We start from the raw sequence: 20,374 nt of genomic DNA, 5'->3' as shown, positions 1-20,374 counted from the left end.
TCTGCAGCAGTTTGGAATGATACTAAATTAAATCCGCAAACCAAATATTGACAGGCGTTGGTGGACGACTTCTTGTTCGCGCATGAACGACCATGAAGGGGCTGCCACCCGCCTGCGGCGACCTGATACTACGCGTTCCGGCGCACATGCGGCCGCCACGCGGACGTCCGTGGTGCGGTGCGCGGACATCGCCGCTTTGTCTCACCTCGCCGGCACGCAGTTTTCCGTCGTGGAACCCTCGCTGGCGGCCGATGGCGCGGTGCTGCGCGGGCGCTATCTCATGATGCCGCTGCGCAGCGGGCTGGTGCTGCACGCCACCGATGCGCTGGACCTGCACGACACCACCACGCAGGTGGTGCACGGCGAAGGGCTTACCCTCAGCCTGTTCCTGGAAGGCAGCGCCGACATCTCCTTCGGTGGTCAGGCGTTCCATCTGGGTCCCGGCGGCGCGGGGGAGGTGGAGGGCGTGCTCATGGCGCGCGCCGAGCCGGATCTCTTCGTGCGGCGCGGCCGGCGCGGCACGCGGGTGCGCAAGGTCAACATCTCCATGCCGCGCGAGTGGCTGGAGGCGGGCGGGCTGGAACAGGCGGAGCAGCACAGGGCCGTCGCCGGCTTCAGCCGTGACCATCTGGCGAGCGTGCGCTGGCGGCCCTCCGCACGCCTCGTGGCCCTTGCCGAGCAGATCCTGGCCCCGCCGGAATATGGCCCGCTGCTGGCCGGCCTCTATGTGGAAAGCCGCGCGCTGGAAATGGTGTTCGAGGCGCTCGGCGCCCTTGGCGATCCGGCCGGCGGCGTCGCCGCGCCGCTGCGCCCGCGCGAGCGCAACCGCATGTGGACGGTGCAGGATTTCGTGGAATCCCAGCTCCACCGCGACCTTACGCTGGATGAGATCGCCCGCGAGGCGGGCATGAGCGTCAACACGCTCCAGCGCGGCTTTCGCGCCATGTTCGGCATGACGGTGTTCGAATATGTGCGCCACCGCAAGCTGGAACGCGCACGGGACGCCTTGGCGGCCGATGGGCTCACCGTGGCGCAGGCCGCCTATCTGGCGGGCTACAATTCCTCGGCCAATTTCGCCACCGCCTTCAAGCGGGCCTTCGGCGTCTCGCCCAAGATGCTGCGCTCAAGATCAGGTGGCGGATAGCCTGGAAAACGGCTTCTGTGGGTGCCAAATGCCGGGCTTGTGCTTGTTGAATTTTAAGTCATATCTCGGCATGTTATTCAAAATCTAATGATAAGCGCGGCCGTTTCCCGGTAAAACACATTGGAACTCCCTGTCTGGCTCGCCGTTTCTGAGGCGGGGGACGATGGACATGAGGAGACGAGCCGATGAACAACCGACAGCAGGGCGGTTCCGGCAACTTCGCCAACGATCCCGAACGCGCCGCAGAGGCCGGCCGCAAGGGTGCGGAACAGCGCCAGCAGAACCAGCAGGATCACGGCCGTGGCCAGCAGCAGGGCGGCTCCGGCAATTTTGCCGAAGATCGCGCCCGCGCCGCCGAGGCGGGCCGCAAGGGCGGGCAGAGCGTGCCCGACGAGAAGCGCTCCTTCTCAAAGGACCACGATCTTGCCGCCGAGGCCGGCCGCAAGGGCGGCCAGCGCTGAGCCTTGCCCCACAGCACCGACAGGAGACGAGAATGGGATTTTTCTCCAAGGACATCCAGTCCATGGACGACCTCTTCGTCCACACCCTGCGCGACATCTATTATGCGGAGAAGCGCATCCTCAAGGCGCTTCCCGACATGATCGGGAAGGCGTCCAGCGACAGCCTGCGCCAGGCCTTCGAGACGCATCTGAAGGAGACCGAGGGCCACGTGACGCGGCTTGAGGAGGTCTTCCGCATGCATGGGGCGCAGGCGAAGACCGTCACCTGCCCGGCCATCGACGGCATCATCGAGGAAGCGCAGGAGATCGCGGGCGAGGTGGCCGACGCGGAGGTGATGGACGCCGCGCTCGCCGCGGCCGCGCAGGCGGTGGAGCATTACGAAATCACCCGCTACGGCACGCTCATTGCGTGGGCGAAGCGGCTCGGCCGCAACGACTGCGCCGGCGTCCTCCAGCGCACCCTCGAAGAGGAGAAGGCGGCGGATGCCAAACTCACCGCCCTCGCCCAGGCGCACCTCAACATGCGGGCGGCGGAGTAAGGCGGCCAGGGGGCGGTGCCCTCCGCGGGCGGTGACCTCCGCGCGAAACAGCTCCCGGGTCGAAACGCCCGGGGGCTGTGCGTCCGGCTGCGGCGTCGGCGGCGATGTGCGCGGCCGCGTGGTCCTGCTGGAACGGAAGTGATCGGATGCGGGGGGAAATGGTGGGCGATGCAGGGATTGAACCTGCGACCCCTCCCGTGTGAAGGGAGTGCTCTCCCGCTGAGCTAATCGCCCGCGCCATTGCGAGGAGCGCGGTTTAAGGCGCCTCGCCCCGTCGTGTCAAGTGCCCGTCGGAGCGAGGCTGAGATCTTCCCCCGATCAATGCGCTGCGGCCCCCTTACGCAGCGGCGCGGGCCAGCAGTTCGTCCACCGCCTGTTCCAGTTCGTCGAAATGGTGGATCAGCCGGTCGGCGCCCAGATCGTGCGCCGGCGTTTCCGTATAGCCGAACGACACCGCCACCACCGGCACCCCGGTGGCGCGGGCGGTGAGCACGTCGGTGATGCTGTCCCCCACCATCACGGCCCGCCCCGCCCCGCCGCCGGCGGCGGAAAGGGTGGACAGGAGCGGCAGCGGGTCCGGCTTCGGGCGGGCATAGGTGTCGGCGCCGGTGATCACCGCGAAGCGCTGGGTGAGGCCGAGGGCATCCAGCAGCAGCCGGGCCAGATGCTCCAGCTTGTTGGTGCAGACCGCCAGGCGCACGCCCTTGCCCTCCAGCCGGTCCAGGGCCTCGATGAGTCCCGGGAAGGGGCGGGAGCCGTCGGCGATGTGCGCGGCATAATGGGCGATGAAGCGGCGGGTCATGTCCTCCACCTCCGCCTCGGGCAGGCGCACGCCCTCGCCGTCCAGGGCGCGCACGATGAGCATGCGTGCGCCGCCGCCGATCATGTTGCGGGCGGCGGCGCGGTCCACCGGCGGGATGGCGTGGGGGGACAGGACCAGATCCAGCGCGTCGAGCAGGTCGGGCGCGGTATCCACCAGGGTGCCGTCGAGATCGAAGGCGACGACGGGGTGCGTCAGGAGTTGGGGCATGTTCAGGCGCATTCCTCGTGGTTCGGCCGCGACAGATGGAAGCCATCGGCGGCGGGCGGGGCCATCACAACGCCTTGAGCGGACGGACCAAGCGGAACGGGGCGTACCATCCGTTTCGCCTGGTCCACCCGGCGCGGCGGGGACGGCCGGCGGGCGCATTTTCGCCTCGCCACAAATCCTGCCGCTTTTTCGCGCGAGCGTCCGCAGCGTTCGGGCGACTGCGGCGGCATGGCGCAGCCGCCCGCATCTTTCTTCCCCGGCGCCCGGCACGGTCCGCGCGCCTTTTCCATGCGGCACCCACAAGGAGGCATGAATGCGGGACTTTCCTCTCCGGCCGAAGCAGGACGACGGGTTGCACGGGCGGCACCTTCCGGCGGGACGGATGGCCGCGGCCCTGGCCCTGGCGGCCGGTCTTGGCATCACGGGCCTCGCCGCCACCGGCGCGGCGCAGGCACAGGCGGCGGCCGGCTATGACTTTGCCGCGCCGCCCTCGGCCCAGGCCAACCGCGTCTATGGCGTCAACCGCCAGACCGGGGAGGTGAACGTCTGCCAGTTCGAGCGGCCCGAGGCGAATCCGGTGGGGATCACCCAGTGCTTCACCCAGGGCGAGGGGGCGGGGCCGCAGAAGGCCGGCAGCTACACCCTGATGCCCACGCACTATGAAGGCGAGACGGGCGTGTTCCGGGTCAATCGCGACACCGGGGAGATGAGCATCTGCTACGTGCGCGAGACCACCCGGACCAACGGAACGGTGGAATCCACGCTGCTGTGCACGCCGCCGGCCCGCTGAGGCGTTGCGCCGCTTGTCGGCGGGGCGGATCGGGGCTAGAGCCGGAGGGCGGAGGGGCGGCCCCGCCTGTCCGCGGCAACGATAAGCCACCCCCGGCGTCCGCGGGCCGTCCCGCCCGAGGAACCGCGCGGGGCAGCCGGAACGGAAACCATGCCCGCTGAAGACCTGAAGCGCCGCGCCGCCGCCCACGCCCTCACCTATGTGACCGACGGCATGCGCCTCGGCCTCGGCACGGGCTCCACCGCCCGGCATTTCGTGGAGCTCCTGGCGGAGAAGGTATACGGCGGCCTCAGCATCATCGGCGTGCCCACCTCCGAGCAGACCCTGGCGCAGGCGGTCTCCCTCGGCGTGCCCATCGCCACCCTCGACGAGGTGGGCGAGCTCGACCTGTGCGTGGACGGGGCGGACGAGATCGGCCCCGGCCTCGCCCTGGTGAAGGGCGGCGGCGGCGCGCTGCTGCGCGAGAAGATCGTCGCCAGCGCCGCCCGGGAGATGCTGGTGATCGCCGATATCACCAAGAAGGTGGACATGCTGGGCCGCTTCCCGCTGCCCATCGAGGTGGTGGACTTCGGCGTGGTGTCCATCGAGCACCATGTGAGCGCGGCGGTGCGCGCCGCCGGCTGCGAGGGGCCGGTCACCCTGCGCCGCGACGGCGACGGACATCCTTTCGTCACCGATCAGGGCCATCTCATCCTCGACGCCCATCTCGGCCGCATTCCCGATCCCGCCGCCCTCGCCCGGGCGCTGGAGGGGGTTGCCGGCGTGGTGGAGCACGGGCTGTTCCTCGGCCTTGCGCGCCGGGCGGTGCTGGCCGGCGCCGATGGCGTCATTGAGCTGGACGTCGGCAGCTTCTGATTTTCTTCCTGCGGAGAGACAAATGCGCGTTTTCCCCTGCGGCCGCACCGGTTCGCGGCTTCTTCTCGTCGCCGCCCTGGCTTTGCTCGCGGTTCCGGCGGCCCGCCTTTCGCCTGCCGCGGCGCAGCCGGCGCCCGCCGCCCAGCCGAGCGCGGCGCAGATGGATCTGGCCCGCAAGCTCGTGGTGGTGAACGGCGAGGCGCGGGCCTTCGACGGCATCATCCCGAACATCGTGGAGAGCGCCGAGCGCACCTTCGTCCAGACCAACCCGGATCTGGTGAAGCAGCTGCGCGAGGTGGCGATCGTGGTGGTGCTGGACTTCAACAAGCGCAAGGGCGAGGTCATCGACATCCTCGCCGGCGCCTATGCCCGCCGCTTCAGCGAGGCCGAGCTGAAGGAGGCCATCGCCTTCTATTCCTCGGCCACCGGAACCCGGCTGGTGCTGGAGCGTCCGGTCATCGTCCAGGACGCGGTGCAGGGCATCCAGGCCTGGGGCGCACAGCTGAACCAGCTCGCCCTGGAGGGCATCCGCGCCGAGATGAAGAAGCGCGGCGTGGAGCTTTGATCCGCGCCTGATCACGCCGCCTCACACGGCGTCGGTCCGCGGCTCCCGCGGGCCGTCCGGCTCGGCGGCGAGGGCGGCGAACAGGCTCTTGCGGTCGAGGTTGGGATTGTAGTGGGGGTCCACGAGGCTGGCATTGTGCCAGATGGCCTCCATGCGGGCACGCTGCGCCTTCAGGCGGGCGCGGTGCTCCTTCGAGCGCTTCCGCCCGCGCGAGGCGGATTCATAGTGCAGCAGCCGGGCGAAGGGCGTGAACACCACGTCATAGCCTGCCCGCCGGGCCCGCAGGCACAGGTCGATGTCGTTGCAGTCCTCGGCGAAGCGCTCGGCGTCCAGGGGGCCGATGGCGTTCCACACATCCCGCCGCACCAGCAGGCAGGCGGCGGTGACGGCGGAGAGGTTCTGCCGCACCAGCAGCCGGTCCTCGTAGCCCGGCGCATCCTCGGCGCTGTGGGCAAACCAGTGGTCGGCGTAGCGGAACAGGCCGACGATGGCGCCCGCATGCTGTACCGTGCGATCCGGGAACAGCAGCTTGGCCCCGACGATGCCGGCACCGGGCAGGCTGGCGAGGGCCACCATCTCGCCGAGCCAGCCGGGTTCCACCACTTCCACGTCATTGTTGAGCAAAAGGATGAGGTCGCCGCGCGCCGCCTCCACCCCGAGGTTGCAGATGCGGGGGAAATTGAACCCGCCGTCGTCGCGCACCACATGGATGGCCGGCCACAGCCGCCGGATCTCGTCGAACAGGGCGAACGTCTCCGCCTCGGTGGAGCCGTTGTCCACGATGACGATCTCGAAGGCGCGGTAGGCGGTTGTAGCGATCAGGGAGCGCAGCGCGGTGCCCAGCAGGCCGGCCCGGTCGCGGGTCGGCACCACGATGGAGACCAGGGGCGCCGGCTGCGGCACGTCGAACAGGGGCCGCAGGTGCCGTCCGCCTGCAACCGCTTCCACCGGCACGCCTGCCAGCTGCGAGAGGGCGTCCGCGGCGGGGCCGATCTCGGCCGGGGAGAAGCCCGGCGCGCGCTCGCCGATGCCGAAGGCGATGCGGGGAATATGGTGGATGCGCCCGCGCGCCAGGCTCGACGCGTGCCGCAGCATGAGGTCGTAGATGCACGCCTCGCCGGCACTCGCGCGCAGCCCCAGGCGCACGGCATCGGCGCGGGGCAAGGCGGCGAAGCCGCACAGATAGCCGGACGCCTGCAACAGGTGCAGGTTGAAGGCCGGCTTGAACACCCCGCGCAGCGGCGTGCCGTTGGCGTCGAGGCGCTCCTCGTCCGCATAGGCGAGGGCGCAGTCGGGAAAGCGGGCGAAGGTGGCGCGCAGCAGGGCCACCGCGTCGCGCGTCGGCCGCCCCGCCGGGTCCAGGACGCAGACGAGGCCGCCCTGGGCGGCGGCGAGGGCGGCAGCAAGGGCCGCCGCCTTGCCCGGCCCCGGGGCCTCGATCACCCGCGCCCCGGCAGCCGCCAGCGCGGGGCCGTCCGCGGCGAGGCGGCCGGCGGCGAGGGCAACCACCCATTCGAAATTGCGGTCGGTCTGGGCGGCCAGAGCGGCGGCGCAGCGGGCCAGAGCTGCGGCGGGCAGGTTTCCGGTGGGCAGGTCCTCCGCGGAGGAAAGAAAGCTCACCCGGGGCGCCGCCGCGGCCGCCGGCACCTCCCGGAAGTCTTCCACATGGCGTGCCCGATAGGCGCGGTAGCGCGCGGCATCGGCCCTTTGGCGCGCCGGTGAGGCGAAGATGCGCGCATGGAGCGCCCCCCGCAGGGTGCGCGCCGCCACGCCCGCGGCCTTCCAGCGACGCACGGGCGGCGTGTCGGGGAACACGCCATTGGCGAAGGCGTGCAGCTTCAGCGCCACCTTCTGCACCGGAAAATAGCCCAGCCGGGCGGCCGAGAGGTCGCCGCCGCCCTCCAGCCGCAGCAGGGCCGCCCCGCGGGGCAGGAACAGCACGGCCGGGCCAGCGGGGGGCAGGCTCTCCCGCGTCAGCTCCCGGCCGGCGCGATCGCACGCAACGAGGCACAGGGGCGCGCCGGCGCCCGCCGCCTCCACCACCAGCGGCAGGCCCTCGCGCATGGCCCGCAGGCGCAGCAGGGCCGGCACCCGGAAGCGGCGCTCGCCGTGCGGGCCGGGCGCGGGGCGCAGCCACAGCGGGGGAATTTCGCTCTCTGCCATCTGACGCTCTTGCCTGCCGCCGCCTCGTCTTCGCTTGCGCGTTGAAGCACCGTTGCGCAGGGGCGGCAAGCGAATGGCGCACGTCTCCTTCCCTTGACGATGGCCCCCACCTCCTCCAAGTCACGCTCCAGCGGAAGAGCGGTCGCCTCGCGCGGCCTGAAGGCGGGAGCGGGCCATGGCGGCGAAAGAGGTGGATCTGTTTGTCGTTGGCGCCGGCTCCGGCGGAGTGCGCGCGGCGCGCATCGCCGCGCAGCACGGCGCGAAGGTGATGATGGCGGAGGAGTACCGCGTCGGCGGCACCTGCGTCATCCGCGGCTGCGTGCCCAAGAAGCTGTTCGTGTACGCCGGGCGCTTCGCCCACGATCTGGAGGACATGGCCGGCTTCGGCTGGCGGGTGTCCGAGGCCGAGTTCGACTGGCTGACCCTGGTGGCGAACAAGGACAAGGAAATCTCCCGCCTGGAGGCGATCTATCGCCGCAACGCCGAGGCGGCGGGAGTGGAGGTGGTGTCCTCAAGGGCCGTGGTGACGGGGCCGAACAGCGTGCGCATCCTTTCCACCGGCGAGGAGATCCGTGCGAAATACATCCTGCTCGCCACCGGCGCGCATCCGGCGCTGGGGCCGGACATTCCCGGCTGCGACCTCGCCATCACCTCCAACGAGGCGTTCAGCCTCACCCATTTCCCTGATCGCATCCTCATCCAGGGCGCCGGCTACATTGCCGTGGAGTTCGCCGGCCTGTTCCGCGCGCTCGGGGCGGAGGTGACCCTCGTCTACCGCGGCGACCACATCCTGCGCGGCTTCGACGGGGATGTCCGTGCGCACCTCGAAACCGAGATGGAGCGCGCCGGCATCCGCCTGATGGCGGGCCGCACCCTGTCGTCCATCGAGACCATTCCCGGCGGCAAGCGCGTGGTGCTTTCCGACGGCGCCGCGGTGGAGGTGGACGACGTGATGCTCGCCATCGGCCGCATTCCCAACACGCGCAATCTCGGCCTCGGCGAGGTCGGCGTGGCGCTGGACCCGGTGGGCGCCGTGGTGGTGGACGCCCACGGGCGCACCAGCGTGCCGTCCATCTATGCGGTGGGCGACATCACCAACCGGGTGAACCTGACCCCGGTGGCCATCCGCGAGGGGCACGCCTTCGCCGACACGGTGTTCGGCAACAAGCCCTGGACGGTGGACCACAGCCTCATCGCCACCGCGGTGTTCTCCGAGCCGGAGATCGGCACCGTGGGTCTCACCGAGGAGGCCGCCCGCGCCCTCGGCCGCCCGGTGGACATCTACAAGACCGCGTTCCGCCCGCTGAAGGCGACCCTCTCCGGCCGGGAGACGCGCACCTTCATGAAGCTGGTGGTGGATGTGGAGACGGACCGGGTCCTGGGCTGCCACATCATGGGCGACGGGGCGTCCGAGATGATCCAGCTGGCGGCGGTGGCCTTGGGGCTGAAGGCGACCAAGGCGGATTTCGACCGCACCGTCGCGGTCCATCCCACGTCGGCGGAAGAACTGGTGACCCTGCGCACGCCTACCCCCTCGGCCTGACCGGCGGATGGCGGGCCGGGCCGTGCCCCCCGCGCCGGGGTCGCCGGCGCGGGGGGCTTCGAGGCTACAGGCGGCTGAGCAACTCGGCCTTCTTGGTGCTGAACTCCTGCTCGCTGAGGATGCCCTTGGCGTAGAGGTCGGCCAATTTCTCGATGGCCGATATGATCTCGCCCTGGGCCAGCGGCGGCAGGGCGTTGCCATAGGCCGGGGCGGGCGCCATCTGCTGCGGCTGCATCTGCGGCGGCTGCATCGGCTGGGGCGCCATCTGCGGCGCCTGCATCGGGGCAAACCCGCTCACCACCGGCAGGCTGGCCACGTTGACCGTGCCGTATTGGCTGGTGAAGGTGATGGACCCCGAGCCGCCCTGCTGCTGCGAGAAGCCGCCGATCTGGTGGTCGAGGCTGTCATAGACGGTGACCTGGCCATTGAGGTCGATGGCGAGGCGGCGGATGCCGGGGAAATAGGCGTAGCGCACCGAATTCTGCGCGCCCGTGCTTGCCGGCATGCCGAGGTCGGCGGGCCACCAATTGTTGCTGCCGGAAGCGTTCGGAACGAACAGGCTCGGCTGTCCACCGCCCATGCCGCCACCCATGCCGCTGCCCGACTGCCACTGACCGCCGCCGCCGCTCGACTGCCACTGGCCGCCGGCGTTCATGGGGTCCTGTCCCATGTTCCCCTGTCCCATGTTCCCCTGTCCCATGCCGCCCTGGCTCTGGGACTGGAAGCTGCCGGACATGGTGAGGCCGGGCTGGCTGGCCACCAGGCCGGAGAGCTCGTAGCACAGGCCATCCACCCGCGCCTTCAGGGCGTTGTTGAACATGTCCGACACCATGGTCATGCCGCCCTGCATCCACTGGCCGGAGCCGCCGAACTCGGGATGGCTGAACTGGGCCATGGAGCCGTTGCCGGCGATGACCGAGAACAGCATGGAGGTCACCGCATCCGGGCTGAAGCCGGTGCGCTGGGAGATGGCATTGATGGCCGCCTGGCCTTCGGGCGAGAGCTGACGCATGGGACCCCCTTTGGTTCGGAGCGCAGACGCAAGATCGCGCGAAGACGTGGAAGACCCTTCTAGCACGCCTTGCGGACACTTCCCCGACACAGTGCGCGGGCTTCCCGCCGGCCACCGCCGGATCAGTGCGGGTGCCCGAACAGCCGGCCCTTTTCCGCCCAGAAGGCACAGGCGAGGGCGGCGGCGCCCAGCACCAGGTAGCCCAGGCTCAGCGGCATGACCGTGCCGTCGAAGGCGCGGCCGACGAAGAAGGCCAGCACCGAGGCCAGAAGGGTGGTGAACCCGCCGATGAAGGACGAGGCGGTTCCGGCCACCGCCCCCAGGGGCTCCATGGCCATGGAATTGAAGTTCGGCACCGTGAGCGCGAACAGGAATTGCGCCGCCGCCACCAGCGCGCAGAACAGCAGCAGAGGCGGGCGCCCGTCGAAGGCGAGGCTGGACGCCACCATGCCCGCGCCGGCGGCGGTGAAGCCGAAGATGCCCGCGTGGGACAGCCGGCGCATGCCGATCCTGCGCACCAGCGCGGCATTGGTGAAGGAGGCCGCCGCCATCACCGCCGCCACCGCCGCGAACGCCACGGGGAACAGGTCGCCCAGCTTGTAGACATCGGTCTGGAACACCTGGGAGGCGGAGCCCACATAGGCCATGAGCGCGCCCATCATCAGCCCGATGGCGCAGGCATAGCCCACCGCGCGGCGGGTGGAGAGGGTGAGCGCGACCCCGTGGCCGATGGCCCGGAAGGAGAAGGGGAAACGGAATTCGGGACGCAGCGTCTCCGGCATGCGCACGCCGAACCAGACCTGCAGCGCCACCGCCAAGGCGAGCATGGCGATGAAGATGAGGTGCCAGGAGCCGAAGGCGAGGATGAGGCTGCCCAGCGCCGGGGCGATGATGGGCACGGTGAGGAACACCATCATGGCCAGCGACATGATGCGCGCCATCTCGCGGCCCTCGAAGCGGTCGCGCACGATGGCCACCGCCAGCACGCGCCCCGCCGCCGCGCCCACCCCCTGGATGAAGCGGGCGGCGATCAGCACGTTGAAATCCCGCGTGAACAGGGCCATCAGGCACCCCGCCGCATAGATGGCGAGGCCGGCGAACAGGATGGGCCGGCGGCCCAGCACGTCGGACATGGGCCCATACAGGAACTGGGCAATGCCGATGCCGACGAGATAGGCATAGACCATCACCTGCACATGGTTGGCCTCGGCAAGGGCGAAGTCGGCGCTGATGGCGCCGAAGGCGGGCAGGAGATTGTCGATGGAGAAGGCCGTCATTCCCATCAGCAAAGCGATGAGGGCGACGAATTCCGGGAAGGGCGGGCGTGCCGGCTTCGGCGCGCTGGCGCGTTCGGGCTGGGACATGGACGCTCGGGCGTTGGCGTGTCCCGCAACAGACACGGGTGAGACGGGTCCGCCGGACGGCGGGCAGGGCAGGCGGGACGCCGCAGACGTGCCCCGGGGAAAGGGGAATGCGGCTTCCGGCGCCGGTCACACATAGGCGATGACGTGCCCCAGGAGAAGTGCTCCGCGCGCATGGGGCCGGCGGGCGGGCCGGCGCGCGGTGTTGCGGCGCATCCTTTCGGCGCGGCGCGCCTTCGTGTATAAGCCCGCGTTCCGGCCCCGCGAACACAAGAGGAACGCGAGGGTGCGGCCCGGTCCGGACAAGCCGGCCGGCTTTCGCAGCATGGAGAGTGAAATGGTGACCCGCCCGCAATCCGCTCCCGTCCCTGGCGCCGAGGCTTCTCGCCGCGCCGAAGGCTGGCGTCCGGACAGCTGGCGATTTTCCCCCGGCGTGCAGATGCCCGATTATCCGGACAAGACGCAGCTCGCCGAGGTGGAAGCCAAGCTCGCCTCCTATCCGCCCCTGGTGTTCGCCGGCGAGGCGCGCCGCCTGAAGGCGGAGATCGCCAAGGTGGCCAAGGGCGAGGCCTTCCTGCTGCAGGGCGGCGACTGCGCCGAGAGCTTCGACGAGCACTCGGCCGACAACATCCGCGATTTCTTCCGCGTCTTCCTGCAGATGGCGGTGGTGCTCTCGTTCGCCGGCAGCACGCCGGTGGTGAAGGTGGGTCGCATCGCCGGCCAGTTCGCCAAGCCCCGCTCCTCGGACACGGAGACGGTGGACGGCGTGACCCTGCCGAGCTACCGCGGCGACATCGTCAACGACATCGCCTTCACCCCCGAGGCGCGCATCCCCGATCCGCGCCGGCAGATCGAGGCCTACCGCCAGTCGGCGGCCACCCTCAATCTGCTGCGCGCGTTCGCCAACGGCGGCTACGCCAACCTTGAGAACGCCCACCAGTGGATGCTGGGCTTCGTGAAGGACAGCCCCCAGTCCTCCCGCTACCAGGAGCTGGCGAACCGCATCACCGAAGCGCTCGACTTCATGCGCGCCTGCGGGATCAACCCGCAGAGCCACCCGGAGATGCGGACCACCGACTTCTTCACCAGCCACGAAGCGCTGCTGCTGGGTTATGAGCAGGCGCTGACCCGGGTGGATTCCACCTCCGGCGACTGGTACGCCACCTCCGGCCACCTTTTGTGGATCGGCGACCGCACCCGCCAGCCGGACCATGCGCACGTGGAATATTTCCGCGGCATCCGCAATCCCATCGGCATCAAGTGCGGCCCCTCCCTCTCCGGCGAGGGCCTCATCCGCCTGCTGGACATCCTCCAGCCGGACAATGAGCCCGGCCGCATCACCCTCATCTGCCGCTTCGGCGCCGACAAGGTGGGCGAGCACCTGCCCGCCCTCATCCGCGCGGTGGAGAAGGAAGGCCGCGTGGTGGCGTGGTCGTGCGATCCCATGCACGGCAACACCATCAAGGCCGCATCCGGCTACAAGACCCGCCCGTTCGAGCGCATCCAGACGGAAATCCGCTCCTTCTTCGACATCCATGCAGCCGAGGGCACCTTTGCCGGCGGCGTGCACCTGGAGATGACGGGCAAGAACGTGACCGAATGCACCGGCGGCGCCCGCGCCATCTCCGACGAGGACCTGCGCGACCGCTACCACACCTATTGCGACCCGCGCCTCAACGCCGAGCAGGCCATCGAGACCGCCTTCCTGGTGGCCGAGCTGCTGAAGCGCGAGCGCCTCGCCCGCGGCCGGCCGCAGGTGGTGGCGGCGGAGTGATCCAGCCGACCTGAGCGAGCGGACGGCGGGCTTCGGCCCGCCGTTTTCGTTTGTGCGGGGCGCCGGGGCGCTATGGGATGTCCGGCGCATCCGCGAACAGGGGTCCGGCCGCCTCGAAGAGGGCGCGGGGCAGCATGCGCAACGCGTCGCGCTCATAGGGCAGGTGGGTCAGGTATCGCCGAACCATATGCCCCGCGGCCTTAGCCTGAGCGGCGTCCCGGCGCCGCTTGAGGGGATCGCGGCCCGGCTGTTGCGAAAGCCAGAGCTTGTGCGCGGCGAAGACCCGCGGGTCGGTGGCGAGGATCCGGACCGGGGCCCCCCGCTCGTCGATGGCGATCGCGTCGAATGCGGGGGCACTTTCCAGCCAGGCGAGGCCGTTGACGGGGACGGCCGTCAACTCGTCCTCGGTCGCACCGATGCGCACTTCGCCGGTGCGCCACGGCGGGCTCACCTCGGGCGTGATGAGGTCCACGAGATATCCCTCGTCGTTTGCCGCCCTGAAATTCTGCCGCGTCCGCTCGAATGACTTGTCTACCTTGCGGAGCAGGGAAATGAGCGTGCCGTCGGGAATCTCGGCGGTCACCGCGAGCCGCAGGGCGCGGCGCGCGTCCATCAGCAGGTCCATATCCTCCGTCGTGGTCATGCTGGCATCGACCATGATGCCTGCGGCGGCTTCGTAGGCGTAGATGGCGTTGGTTCCGACAATGCGCAGGCCCCGTCCGAGCAGGCCGGCAGCATCAATGGCCCGGATGATGCGCGCCCCGAGCAGCGGGACACGGCCAAGCTGCAGCGCGCGATTTACGGCAGCCTGCCGCGTCAGGACCTCCCGGAGGGCTTTCTCCCGTTCGCCGGCCGCGCTGCGCTGGGCGTCCCATTGTGCCTTGAGGTCCTCGGTCGCGGCGCTGCGCAGGCCCTCCGTCTTCTGGCGGCGGATGCCGGCGCTGTCGTAATAGCTGCGGAGCAGGTATTCACCCTCGCCGCTGCGATGCCAGACTAGGGAACCACGGAAGCCGGACTGCCGGGCCTTCGCATCCCGCCATGCCTGATAGCGTTGCGCGGTGTTCACGCGCTCGCGCAGTTGATCCTTATTTAATTCAATGAATTCAATGTTATCAACAGGCATGACGAGCTTCCGCCTCATCTGTTGCAAAGCGCCCCCGGTACGGGAAGGGCGTGTTGCAACAGGTTGATCAGAAAATCATTATAACTGTTGATATTATTGATTTCATTAGAAAACTTTTGAGTCAGGGGCTCACCATGCCTGCCAGCCCGTCCGCCGCCCCTGCCGCCAGTTCCGCCACCAGCAGCCGGGCGGGGTCCACCGGTCCCGGCAGGGTCACGCGGCCGGCGGGCACGCGGCGGAAGCCGAAGCGGGCGTAATAGGGCTCGTCTCCCACCAGCACCACCAGCCCATGGCCGGCGGTGCGTGCGGCCTCAAGAGCCACCTCCATCAGCTGCGCGCCGATGCCCACCGACTGGAACGGCGGCTCCACCGTGAGCGGGCCGAGCAGCAGCGCCGGCGTGGCGCCGATGTGCACCCGGGTGAGCCGCACCGAGCCCACCAGCATGGTCCCCACCCGCGCGGTGAAGGACAGGGCGCGCTCGTGCCCGGTCTGCTCGCGGATGCGGAAGGCGGTGCGGGCGAACCGGCCGGGGCCGAAGGTGCGCTCATGCAGCCGGTCGATGGCGCCGTCGTCGGCAGGGGTCTCGACGGCGATGGACAGGGGAAGCTCGGTCATCGGGGCAATCTCGCGGGCAAGGCAGGGGAGCCCGCGCGGCCGAAGGGCGCTGCGGGCGTCAGGTGGGCAGGCGCAGGCGGGCGCCGGTGCGCGCCGTGTCCTGTCGTCGTCGCTGAAGCCGCGTGGCCATGGATGCCCTCAGGTGAGTGGGGCGGGGCGATAGCACGGCCGCCGCGCAAGGTCCAGTGCCGCCGGGGGCGGCGCTTTTCCCGCGCGCCGTCAGGCGCCGTAGATCCAGCCGTAGCGATCGAGCAGAGCGGCGCCGGAACTGCGCAGCACCAGGTCGCGCGCCAGGCGCGGCGGCCCGGAGAGGTGGTAGACCATGCCGTTGCGCCGTGCCTCGCTCTGGATGCGGGCGGTGCGCCCATGCCGGGCGCCCTCATAGGCCCTGAGGGCGGAGGCGGCATCGCCCCCGCTGCAGATCGCCGTGGCAAGGGCGGCTGCATCCTCTATGGCCTGCGCCGCCCCCTGGGCGAGGAATGGCAGCATGGCGTGGGCGGCATCCCCCAGCAGGGTGACGCGGCCGGAGCCCCAGCGCGGCAGGGGGTCGATGTCGTAAAGGCCCCAGCACAGGAAGTGCGGCGCGCTTTCCAGCAGCCGGCGCACCTCCGGCGCCCAGGCGGCGAAGGCCTGATGCACCGCCGCGCTGTCGCCGGGGGCGTTCCAGCGCGCCACCGGAACCGTCTCCTTGACGATGGCGACGATGTTCAGCAGGGCACCGCCCTTCACCGGATAGACCACCAGATGGGCATCGCGCCCCAGATAGAGCCGGACATCCGGCGGGTGCTTCGCGGGCACCGGCACCGTGGCCCGATAGGCGAGCCGGCGGGCGAACACCGGGGGCACTGCAAGGCCGAGATGGGCACGCACCGCCGAGCGCACGCCGTCCGCCCCCACCAGGATATCGGCGCCGTGGGCGATCAGCTTGTCGCCCTGCTTTGCCACCGCCCGCACCCCGCCGAAGGCGGATTCCACCGCCGCAAGCTCGGTGCCGAGGGCGATGACGGCGCCGGCCTCGCGCGCAGCCTCGGCCAGGAGGTTCTGGAGATCGGCGCGATGCACCACCAGGAAGGGCGCGCCATAGCGCGAGGCGGCAGGCCCGTAATGGGCGCGGGTGATGGTGGCGCCGCTGCGCCCGTCGCGCACGTCCAGGGAGCGGGGCGCCACCGCCACCGCCTCCAGGCGGGGCAGAACGCCGAGGTCGCGCAGGATGCGGGTGGCATTGGGGGTGAGCTGGAGGCCGGCGCCCACCTCGCGCAGCTTCCTGGCCTGCTCCAGCACCTGCACGGTGAGGCCGGCGCGGCGCAGGGCGAGGGCGCAGGCGAGGCCGCCAATGCCGCCCCCCACCACCACGGCGCTGCGGGCCGCGCGGCTGTCTCTCGGACGAAAGGGTGTGGGAGCGGGCATCATACCATCCGGCCCCGCAGGGGAGGCCGGCCGGGTGGGTTCACCTTCAGGCGGCGTGGGCCTTCGTTGCATCATCGTGCCACACGCAGTCTTCCGGCTTGGCCGCACCGGCGGCGAGGGCCGGATTGTAGCGATAGAGCGTGGAGCAATAAGGGCACACCGCCTCGTTGTCGCTGCCGAGGTCGATGAAGATGTGCGGATGGTCGAACGGCGGCTTGGCGCCGATGCACATGAACTCCTTGCTGCCCACCTCCACCATGGTGACGCCGAGGTCGTTGCAGAAGTGGGGAATGCCGGTGTCCGCCATGGTTCCGCCCGTGCGCGTTCAAAAAAGCGCCGCGACCTTAGCGTTTGATGCGCCCCGGCGGAAGGGCCCCGCCCGCGGCAGATCGGCCGCATGGGGGCGCCCGCCATCCTGTCCGGCGCCGCGCCGGACGAATGTCGTGCGAATTCGGGACGGGGAGGGTGAACCCATGCGTCAGATCATGATCCGCAGCCCGCACCCCCTGCGCCGTGCGCGGGCCTTGCGCAGGCTGCGCACGGACGGCGTTCCCCGCACCGCCTCAATCCTTTAGGGCCAGTCCTCAGGGCCGATTCCTAAGGAACGCGCCGGCTGGGCCGTATCACAGCGGGTCGCAGAACGCGTCTCCTGTCCTGGATTTGGGGGGCGTTTCGCTGCTCCGGGCGGTGCCGCAGGGCGTCCCGGGAGCGCATCGCTCTGCGGCGCAGCACCAGCGCCCGGCCTTCCCCTCCGCCAGCAGCGGCGCATGCCCGTGCCGCTCTTCTTCCCCGTTCGAATCAGGGACCGGCCCTTGCGCACCGCGCGGCCGGAAGATGTCATGTCGCTGTTCCAGACCCACAAGCGCGGGGTGTCCGCCCGCGCCGTCCTCGCCTTCCTGCTCGGCCATTGGCGCCGGCGCCGGGGCATCATCGCGCTCACCGGCGCGGCGGTGCTCGTGGCCACCCTTGCGGAAGTGTTCGTTCCCCTGTTCGCCGGGCGCCTCATCGACGCCGTGTCTGGCACCGACCGGGAGGCTGCCTGGGCGGGGGCGGTTTCCGCCTTCCTTGCCATCGCGGCCCTCGGCGCGGTGATGGTGGCGGCGCGCCACGCCACCTATGTGGTCATCGTCCGGCTCACCTTGCGCATGATGTCGGACGTGGCGGCGGACGCGTTTGCCCGGGTGCAGCGCTTCTCCTCGGACTGGCACGCCAACACCTTCGCCGGCTCCACCGTGCGCAAGATCTCGCGCGGCATGTGGTCCCTCGACGTGCTGCACGACACCCTGCTGGTGGCGCTGTTCCCCTCCGTGGTGGCGCTCGCCGGCTCGGCGCTGCTGCTGGGCTGGCACTGGCCGGTGATGGGGCTGGTGGTGGCCGTGGGCGCGGTGGCGTTCGTGGCCCTCACCCTGGGCCTGTCCCTGGCCTATGTGGCGCCCGCCGCCCGCCTCTCCAATGCGTGGGATACCCGCGTCGGCGGCGTGCTGGCGGATGCGGTGGGCTGCAATGCGGTGGTGAAGGGCTTCGGCGCCGAGACGCTGGAGGAGGCGCGCCTGCGCGGCGTGCTTGCCAAGTGGAACACGCGCACCCTGCGCACCTGGATGGCGGGCACCTGGGCCGGCACCGCCCAGCTTCTGGCCCTGGTGGCGCTGCAGGCGGCCATCATCGGCACGGCGCTGCTGCTGTGGCGGCGCGGGGAGGCGAGCGCGGGCGACATCGCTTATGTGCTGACCACCTATCTTGTGGTGCATTCCTACCTGCGCGACATCGGCATGCATGTGCACAATCTCCAGCGCTCGCTGAACGAACTTGAGGAGTTGGTGGATATCCACCGCCAGCCGGTGTCCATCGCCGATGCGCCGCACGCCGTGCCGGCCAGGGTGGAGGCGGGGCGCATCGCCTTCGAGCATGTGACCTTCCATTACGGCGGCCACGCCAAGCCCCTTTACGAGGACCTGTCGGTGGCCATCGAGGGGGGCGAGCGGGTGGGCCTCGTGGGCCATTCCGGCTCGGGCAAGACCACCTTCGTCAAGCTCGTGCAGCGCCTGCACGACGTCACCGCCGGCCGGGTCAGCGTGGACGGGCAGGATGTGCGGGAGGTGACGCAGGGCTCGCTGCGCCAGGCCATCGCCGTGGTGCAGCAGGAGCCGGTGCTGTTCCATCGCTCGCTGATGGAGAACATCGCCTATGCCCGGCCGGATGCCTCGTTCGAGGAGGTCCGGCGGGCGGCGGAACTGGCCAATGCGGCGGGCTTCATCGAGCGGCTGCCGCGGGGCTACGGCACGCTGGTGGGCGAGCGGGGGGTGAAGCTCTCCGGCGGCGAGCGCCAGCGGGTGGCCATCGCCCGCGCCTTCCTGGCGGACGCGCCGATCCTGATCCTGGACGAGGCGACGTCGAGCCTTGATTCGGAATCGGAGGCGCTGATCCAGGAGGCCATGGAGCGGCTGATGGTGGGGCGCACCACCCTCGTCATCGCCCATCGCCTGTCCACGGTGCGGTCCCTCGACCGGCTGCTGGTGTTCGACCGGGGGCGGATCGTGGAGGAGGGGGACCATGACGCGCTGGTGCGCCGCGAAGGCGGGCTCTACCGCCGCCTGTTCGAGCGCCAGGCGCTGGAGCTCACCCGCGGGCTGGCGGCGTGAGCCGGGAAAGGTGCGGCGCGGCGGCTGGCGCCGCGCCGTTTCAATCGAGGTCGGTGTCGAGGATGGCCATCTGGAAATTGTAGGAGAGGTCGCCATCCTCCTCGTCCTTGAACAGGACGCCGATGAACTCCTCGCCCAGATACACCTCGGCCGAGTCCTTCTTCTTCGGGCGGGCAGTCACCTTGATCTGCGGGTTGCCGAACAGGGTCCGCAGATAGCGCTGCACGCGCTCGAGCTCGGTCTTGTCCAAGGGGGTCCTCCTGAAAACGTCTGCCCGCCTTATGGCGGCCCCGGCGCGCGCGTTCAAGCGCGGCGGGGTGCGCTGGGGTCAGATATCCGCACCTGCGAAGATGTTGTCGTCGAACATCTGGTCCATGGAGCGGGCGGGCTCGGCGCAGCCGGCCTCCCCCACCACCTTGGCGGGGATGCCGGCCACGGTGGTGTTGTGCGGCACCGCCTTCAGCACCACCGAGCCGGCGGCGATGCGGGCGCAGCGGCCCACCTCGATATTGCCCAGCACCTTGGCCCCGGCGCCAATGAGCACGCCGCGGCGGATCTTGGGATGGCGGTCTCCGGTTTCCTTGCCGGTGCCGCCCAGGGTCACGCCCTGCAGGATGGACACGTCGTCCTCGATCACCGCGGTGGCGCCGATGACCACCCCCGTGGCGTGGTCGAGGAAGATGCCCCGGCCCATGGGGACCTGGGGATGGATGTCCACCGCGAACACCGAGGACGCCCGGCTCTGCAGGTAGAGTGCGAAGTCGCGCTGGCCGGTCTGCCACAGCCAGTGGGCGAGGCGGTGGGTCTGGATGGCGTGGAAGCCCTTGAAATACATCACCGGCTCCAGCGTGCGGCCGGCCGCCGGGTCGCGGTCCACCACCGCCATGATGTCGGCCCGCAGCGCCTGGCAGATGGCCTTGTCGCGGCTGGTGGCCTCCAGATAGGCGGCGCGGATGGCCGCGCCGGGCAGGTCCGCATGGTCGAGCCGGGCGGCGATGCGCTCGCCGATCACCGCTTCGAGACTGGGCTGGCCCAGCACCGCGCCGGTGAGGAAGGCGGCGAGCAGCGGCTCACGCCCGGCGGCTTCTTCGGCCTCGTTGCGCAGGCGCGCCCACACCGGGTCCACCACATCCTGCCAGCGCTCGGTGCCGGCACGGGTCAGCTTGGGGGCGTGGCCGTCGCGGGCGGGGGAGGGCGATGGGGCCAAGGATTGGGACGGGGACGGCGCTTGCGCCTTGGCCTGCGGCTGGCCGTGGGCCGGCAGCGAAGAATGCGGCATTCCTGCCTCCTGGGGCGATGCAACTTGCCTCCCTTCTAGCACAAGCGGAGGAAAGGCGAGAGGTTCCACAGCC

19 protein-coding genes and 1 tRNA gene are annotated in these 20,374 nt (G+C 70.3%); 9 read left to right on the top strand and 11 right to left on the bottom strand.

Features of this window, described 5'->3' with window-relative positions:
• The first annotated feature begins 172 nt into the window (after positions 1-172).
• The 3 genes from ACI7BZ_RS19760 to ACI7BZ_RS19750 all read left to right on the top strand — a co-directional run bounded on the left by ACI7BZ_RS19760 (position 173) and on the right by ACI7BZ_RS19750 (position 2,144).
• Positions 173-1,144 (top strand): helix-turn-helix transcriptional regulator, encoded by a 972-nt coding sequence (locus ACI7BZ_RS19760; RefSeq protein ID WP_414118839.1) that lies wholly within the window; start codon positions 173-175, stop codon positions 1,142-1,144.
• Between the two features lie 185 nt (positions 1,145-1,329).
• Complete coding sequence (locus ACI7BZ_RS19755; RefSeq protein ID WP_414118838.1) at positions 1,330-1,605, top strand: KGG domain-containing protein; 276 nt, start codon at positions 1,330-1,332, stop codon at positions 1,603-1,605.
• A gap of 32 nt (positions 1,606-1,637) precedes the next feature.
• Positions 1,638-2,144 carry a YciE/YciF ferroxidase family protein gene (locus tag ACI7BZ_RS19750; protein WP_414118837.1) on the top strand — a complete coding sequence of 169 codons (507 nt, stop codon included), beginning with the start codon at positions 1,638-1,640 and terminating at the stop codon, positions 2,142-2,144.
• A gap of 159 nt (positions 2,145-2,303) precedes the next feature.
• Here ACI7BZ_RS19750 and ACI7BZ_RS19745 read toward each other — a convergent pair.
• Both ACI7BZ_RS19745 and gph read right to left on the bottom strand, forming a co-directional pair.
• Positions 2,304-2,378, bottom strand: a tRNA-Val gene (locus ACI7BZ_RS19745).
• A gap of 103 nt (positions 2,379-2,481) precedes the next feature.
• On the bottom strand, positions 2,482-3,174 hold the full coding sequence (gene gph, locus ACI7BZ_RS19740; RefSeq protein WP_414118836.1) for a phosphoglycolate phosphatase: 693 nt from the start codon (positions 3,172-3,174) through the stop codon (positions 2,482-2,484).
• A gap of 313 nt (positions 3,175-3,487) precedes the next feature.
• On the opposite strand from gph, the gene ACI7BZ_RS19735 reads away from it, so the two are divergent.
• From ACI7BZ_RS19735 to ACI7BZ_RS19725, 3 genes are all read left to right on the top strand, one after another.
• Positions 3,488-3,964 carry a hypothetical protein gene (locus ACI7BZ_RS19735; protein WP_414118835.1) on the top strand — a complete coding sequence of 159 codons (477 nt, stop codon included), beginning with the start codon at positions 3,488-3,490 and terminating at the stop codon, positions 3,962-3,964.
• Positions 3,965-4,114: 150 nt separating this feature from the next.
• A complete protein-coding gene (rpiA, locus tag ACI7BZ_RS19730; RefSeq protein ID WP_414118834.1) occupies positions 4,115-4,819 on the top strand; it encodes a ribose-5-phosphate isomerase RpiA in 705 nt (234 codons plus the stop codon).
• A gap of 22 nt (positions 4,820-4,841) precedes the next feature.
• Positions 4,842-5,384, top strand: coding sequence for a DUF2059 domain-containing protein (locus tag ACI7BZ_RS19725; RefSeq protein ID WP_414118833.1), 543 nt, complete (start codon positions 4,842-4,844; stop codon positions 5,382-5,384).
• A gap of 21 nt (positions 5,385-5,405) precedes the next feature.
• On the opposite strand, the gene ACI7BZ_RS19720 is transcribed toward ACI7BZ_RS19725, so the two are convergent.
• Positions 5,406-7,547, bottom strand: coding sequence for a glycosyltransferase family 2 protein (locus tag ACI7BZ_RS19720; RefSeq protein WP_414118832.1), 2,142 nt, complete (start codon positions 7,545-7,547; stop codon positions 5,406-5,408).
• A gap of 175 nt (positions 7,548-7,722) precedes the next feature.
• Here ACI7BZ_RS19720 and gor point away from each other — a divergent pair, with 175 nt between their 5' ends.
• Positions 7,723-9,090 (top strand): glutathione-disulfide reductase, encoded by a 1,368-nt coding sequence (gor, locus tag ACI7BZ_RS19715; protein ID WP_414118831.1) that lies wholly within the window; start codon positions 7,723-7,725, stop codon positions 9,088-9,090.
• Between the two features lie 64 nt (positions 9,091-9,154).
• On the opposite strand, the gene ACI7BZ_RS19710 is transcribed toward gor, so the two are convergent.
• Both ACI7BZ_RS19710 and ACI7BZ_RS19705 read right to left on the bottom strand, forming a co-directional pair.
• Positions 9,155-10,102, bottom strand: coding sequence for an SHOCT domain-containing protein (locus ACI7BZ_RS19710; RefSeq protein ID WP_414118830.1), 948 nt, complete (start codon positions 10,100-10,102; stop codon positions 9,155-9,157).
• A gap of 122 nt (positions 10,103-10,224) precedes the next feature.
• Positions 10,225-11,466, bottom strand: coding sequence for a multidrug effflux MFS transporter (locus ACI7BZ_RS19705; RefSeq protein ID WP_414118829.1), 1,242 nt, complete (start codon positions 11,464-11,466; stop codon positions 10,225-10,227).
• 334 nt (positions 11,467-11,800) lie between these two features.
• On the opposite strand from ACI7BZ_RS19705, the gene ACI7BZ_RS19700 reads away from it, so the two are divergent.
• Complete coding sequence (locus ACI7BZ_RS19700; RefSeq protein WP_414118828.1) at positions 11,801-13,237, top strand: class II 3-deoxy-7-phosphoheptulonate synthase; 1,437 nt, start codon at positions 11,801-11,803, stop codon at positions 13,235-13,237.
• 70 nt (positions 13,238-13,307) lie between these two features.
• Here ACI7BZ_RS19700 and ACI7BZ_RS19695 read toward each other — a convergent pair whose 3' ends face one another.
• The 4 genes from ACI7BZ_RS19695 to ACI7BZ_RS19680 all read right to left on the bottom strand — a co-directional run bounded on the left by ACI7BZ_RS19695 (position 13,308) and on the right by ACI7BZ_RS19680 (position 16,690).
• Positions 13,308-14,360: a GSU2403 family nucleotidyltransferase fold protein gene (locus tag ACI7BZ_RS19695; protein ID WP_414118827.1), complete on the bottom strand. Its 1,053-nt coding sequence runs from the start codon at positions 14,358-14,360 to the stop codon at positions 13,308-13,310.
• Positions 14,361-14,481: 121 nt separating this feature from the next.
• On the bottom strand, positions 14,482-14,976 hold the full coding sequence (locus ACI7BZ_RS19690) for a GNAT family N-acetyltransferase (RefSeq protein ID WP_414118826.1): 495 nt from the start codon (positions 14,974-14,976) through the stop codon (positions 14,482-14,484).
• 219 nt (positions 14,977-15,195) lie between these two features.
• The gene (locus ACI7BZ_RS19685; RefSeq protein ID WP_414118825.1) at positions 15,196-16,383 is read right to left on the bottom strand and encodes an FAD-dependent monooxygenase; all 1,188 of its coding nucleotides are present in this window, start codon (positions 16,381-16,383) and stop codon (positions 15,196-15,198) included.
• A 46-nt stretch (positions 16,384-16,429) separates the two neighbouring features.
• Complete coding sequence (locus ACI7BZ_RS19680; protein ID WP_414118824.1) at positions 16,430-16,690, bottom strand: zinc-finger domain-containing protein; 261 nt, start codon at positions 16,688-16,690, stop codon at positions 16,430-16,432.
• A gap of 532 nt (positions 16,691-17,222) precedes the next feature.
• Here ACI7BZ_RS19680 and ACI7BZ_RS19675 point away from each other — a divergent pair.
• Entirely contained in the window at positions 17,223-19,022 is a 1,800-nt protein-coding gene (locus ACI7BZ_RS19675) for an ABC transporter ATP-binding protein (protein WP_414118823.1), read from the top strand.
• A 40-nt stretch (positions 19,023-19,062) separates the two neighbouring features.
• On the opposite strand, the gene ACI7BZ_RS19670 is transcribed toward ACI7BZ_RS19675, so the two are convergent.
• On the bottom strand, positions 19,063-19,272 hold the full coding sequence (locus tag ACI7BZ_RS19670; protein WP_414118822.1) for a DUF3126 family protein: 210 nt from the start codon (positions 19,270-19,272) through the stop codon (positions 19,063-19,065).
• A gap of 78 nt (positions 19,273-19,350) precedes the next feature.
• Entirely contained in the window at positions 19,351-20,301 is a 951-nt protein-coding gene (gene cysE, locus ACI7BZ_RS19665; RefSeq protein WP_414118821.1) for a serine O-acetyltransferase, read from the bottom strand.
• Between the last annotated feature and the right edge of the window lie 73 nt (positions 20,302-20,374).

Source organism: Xanthobacter sp. AM11 (assembly GCF_047444035.1).
Lineage (GTDB): Bacteria > Pseudomonadota > Alphaproteobacteria > Rhizobiales > Xanthobacteraceae > Xanthobacter.
This window is presented reverse-complemented; position numbering and strand designations above follow the sequence as displayed.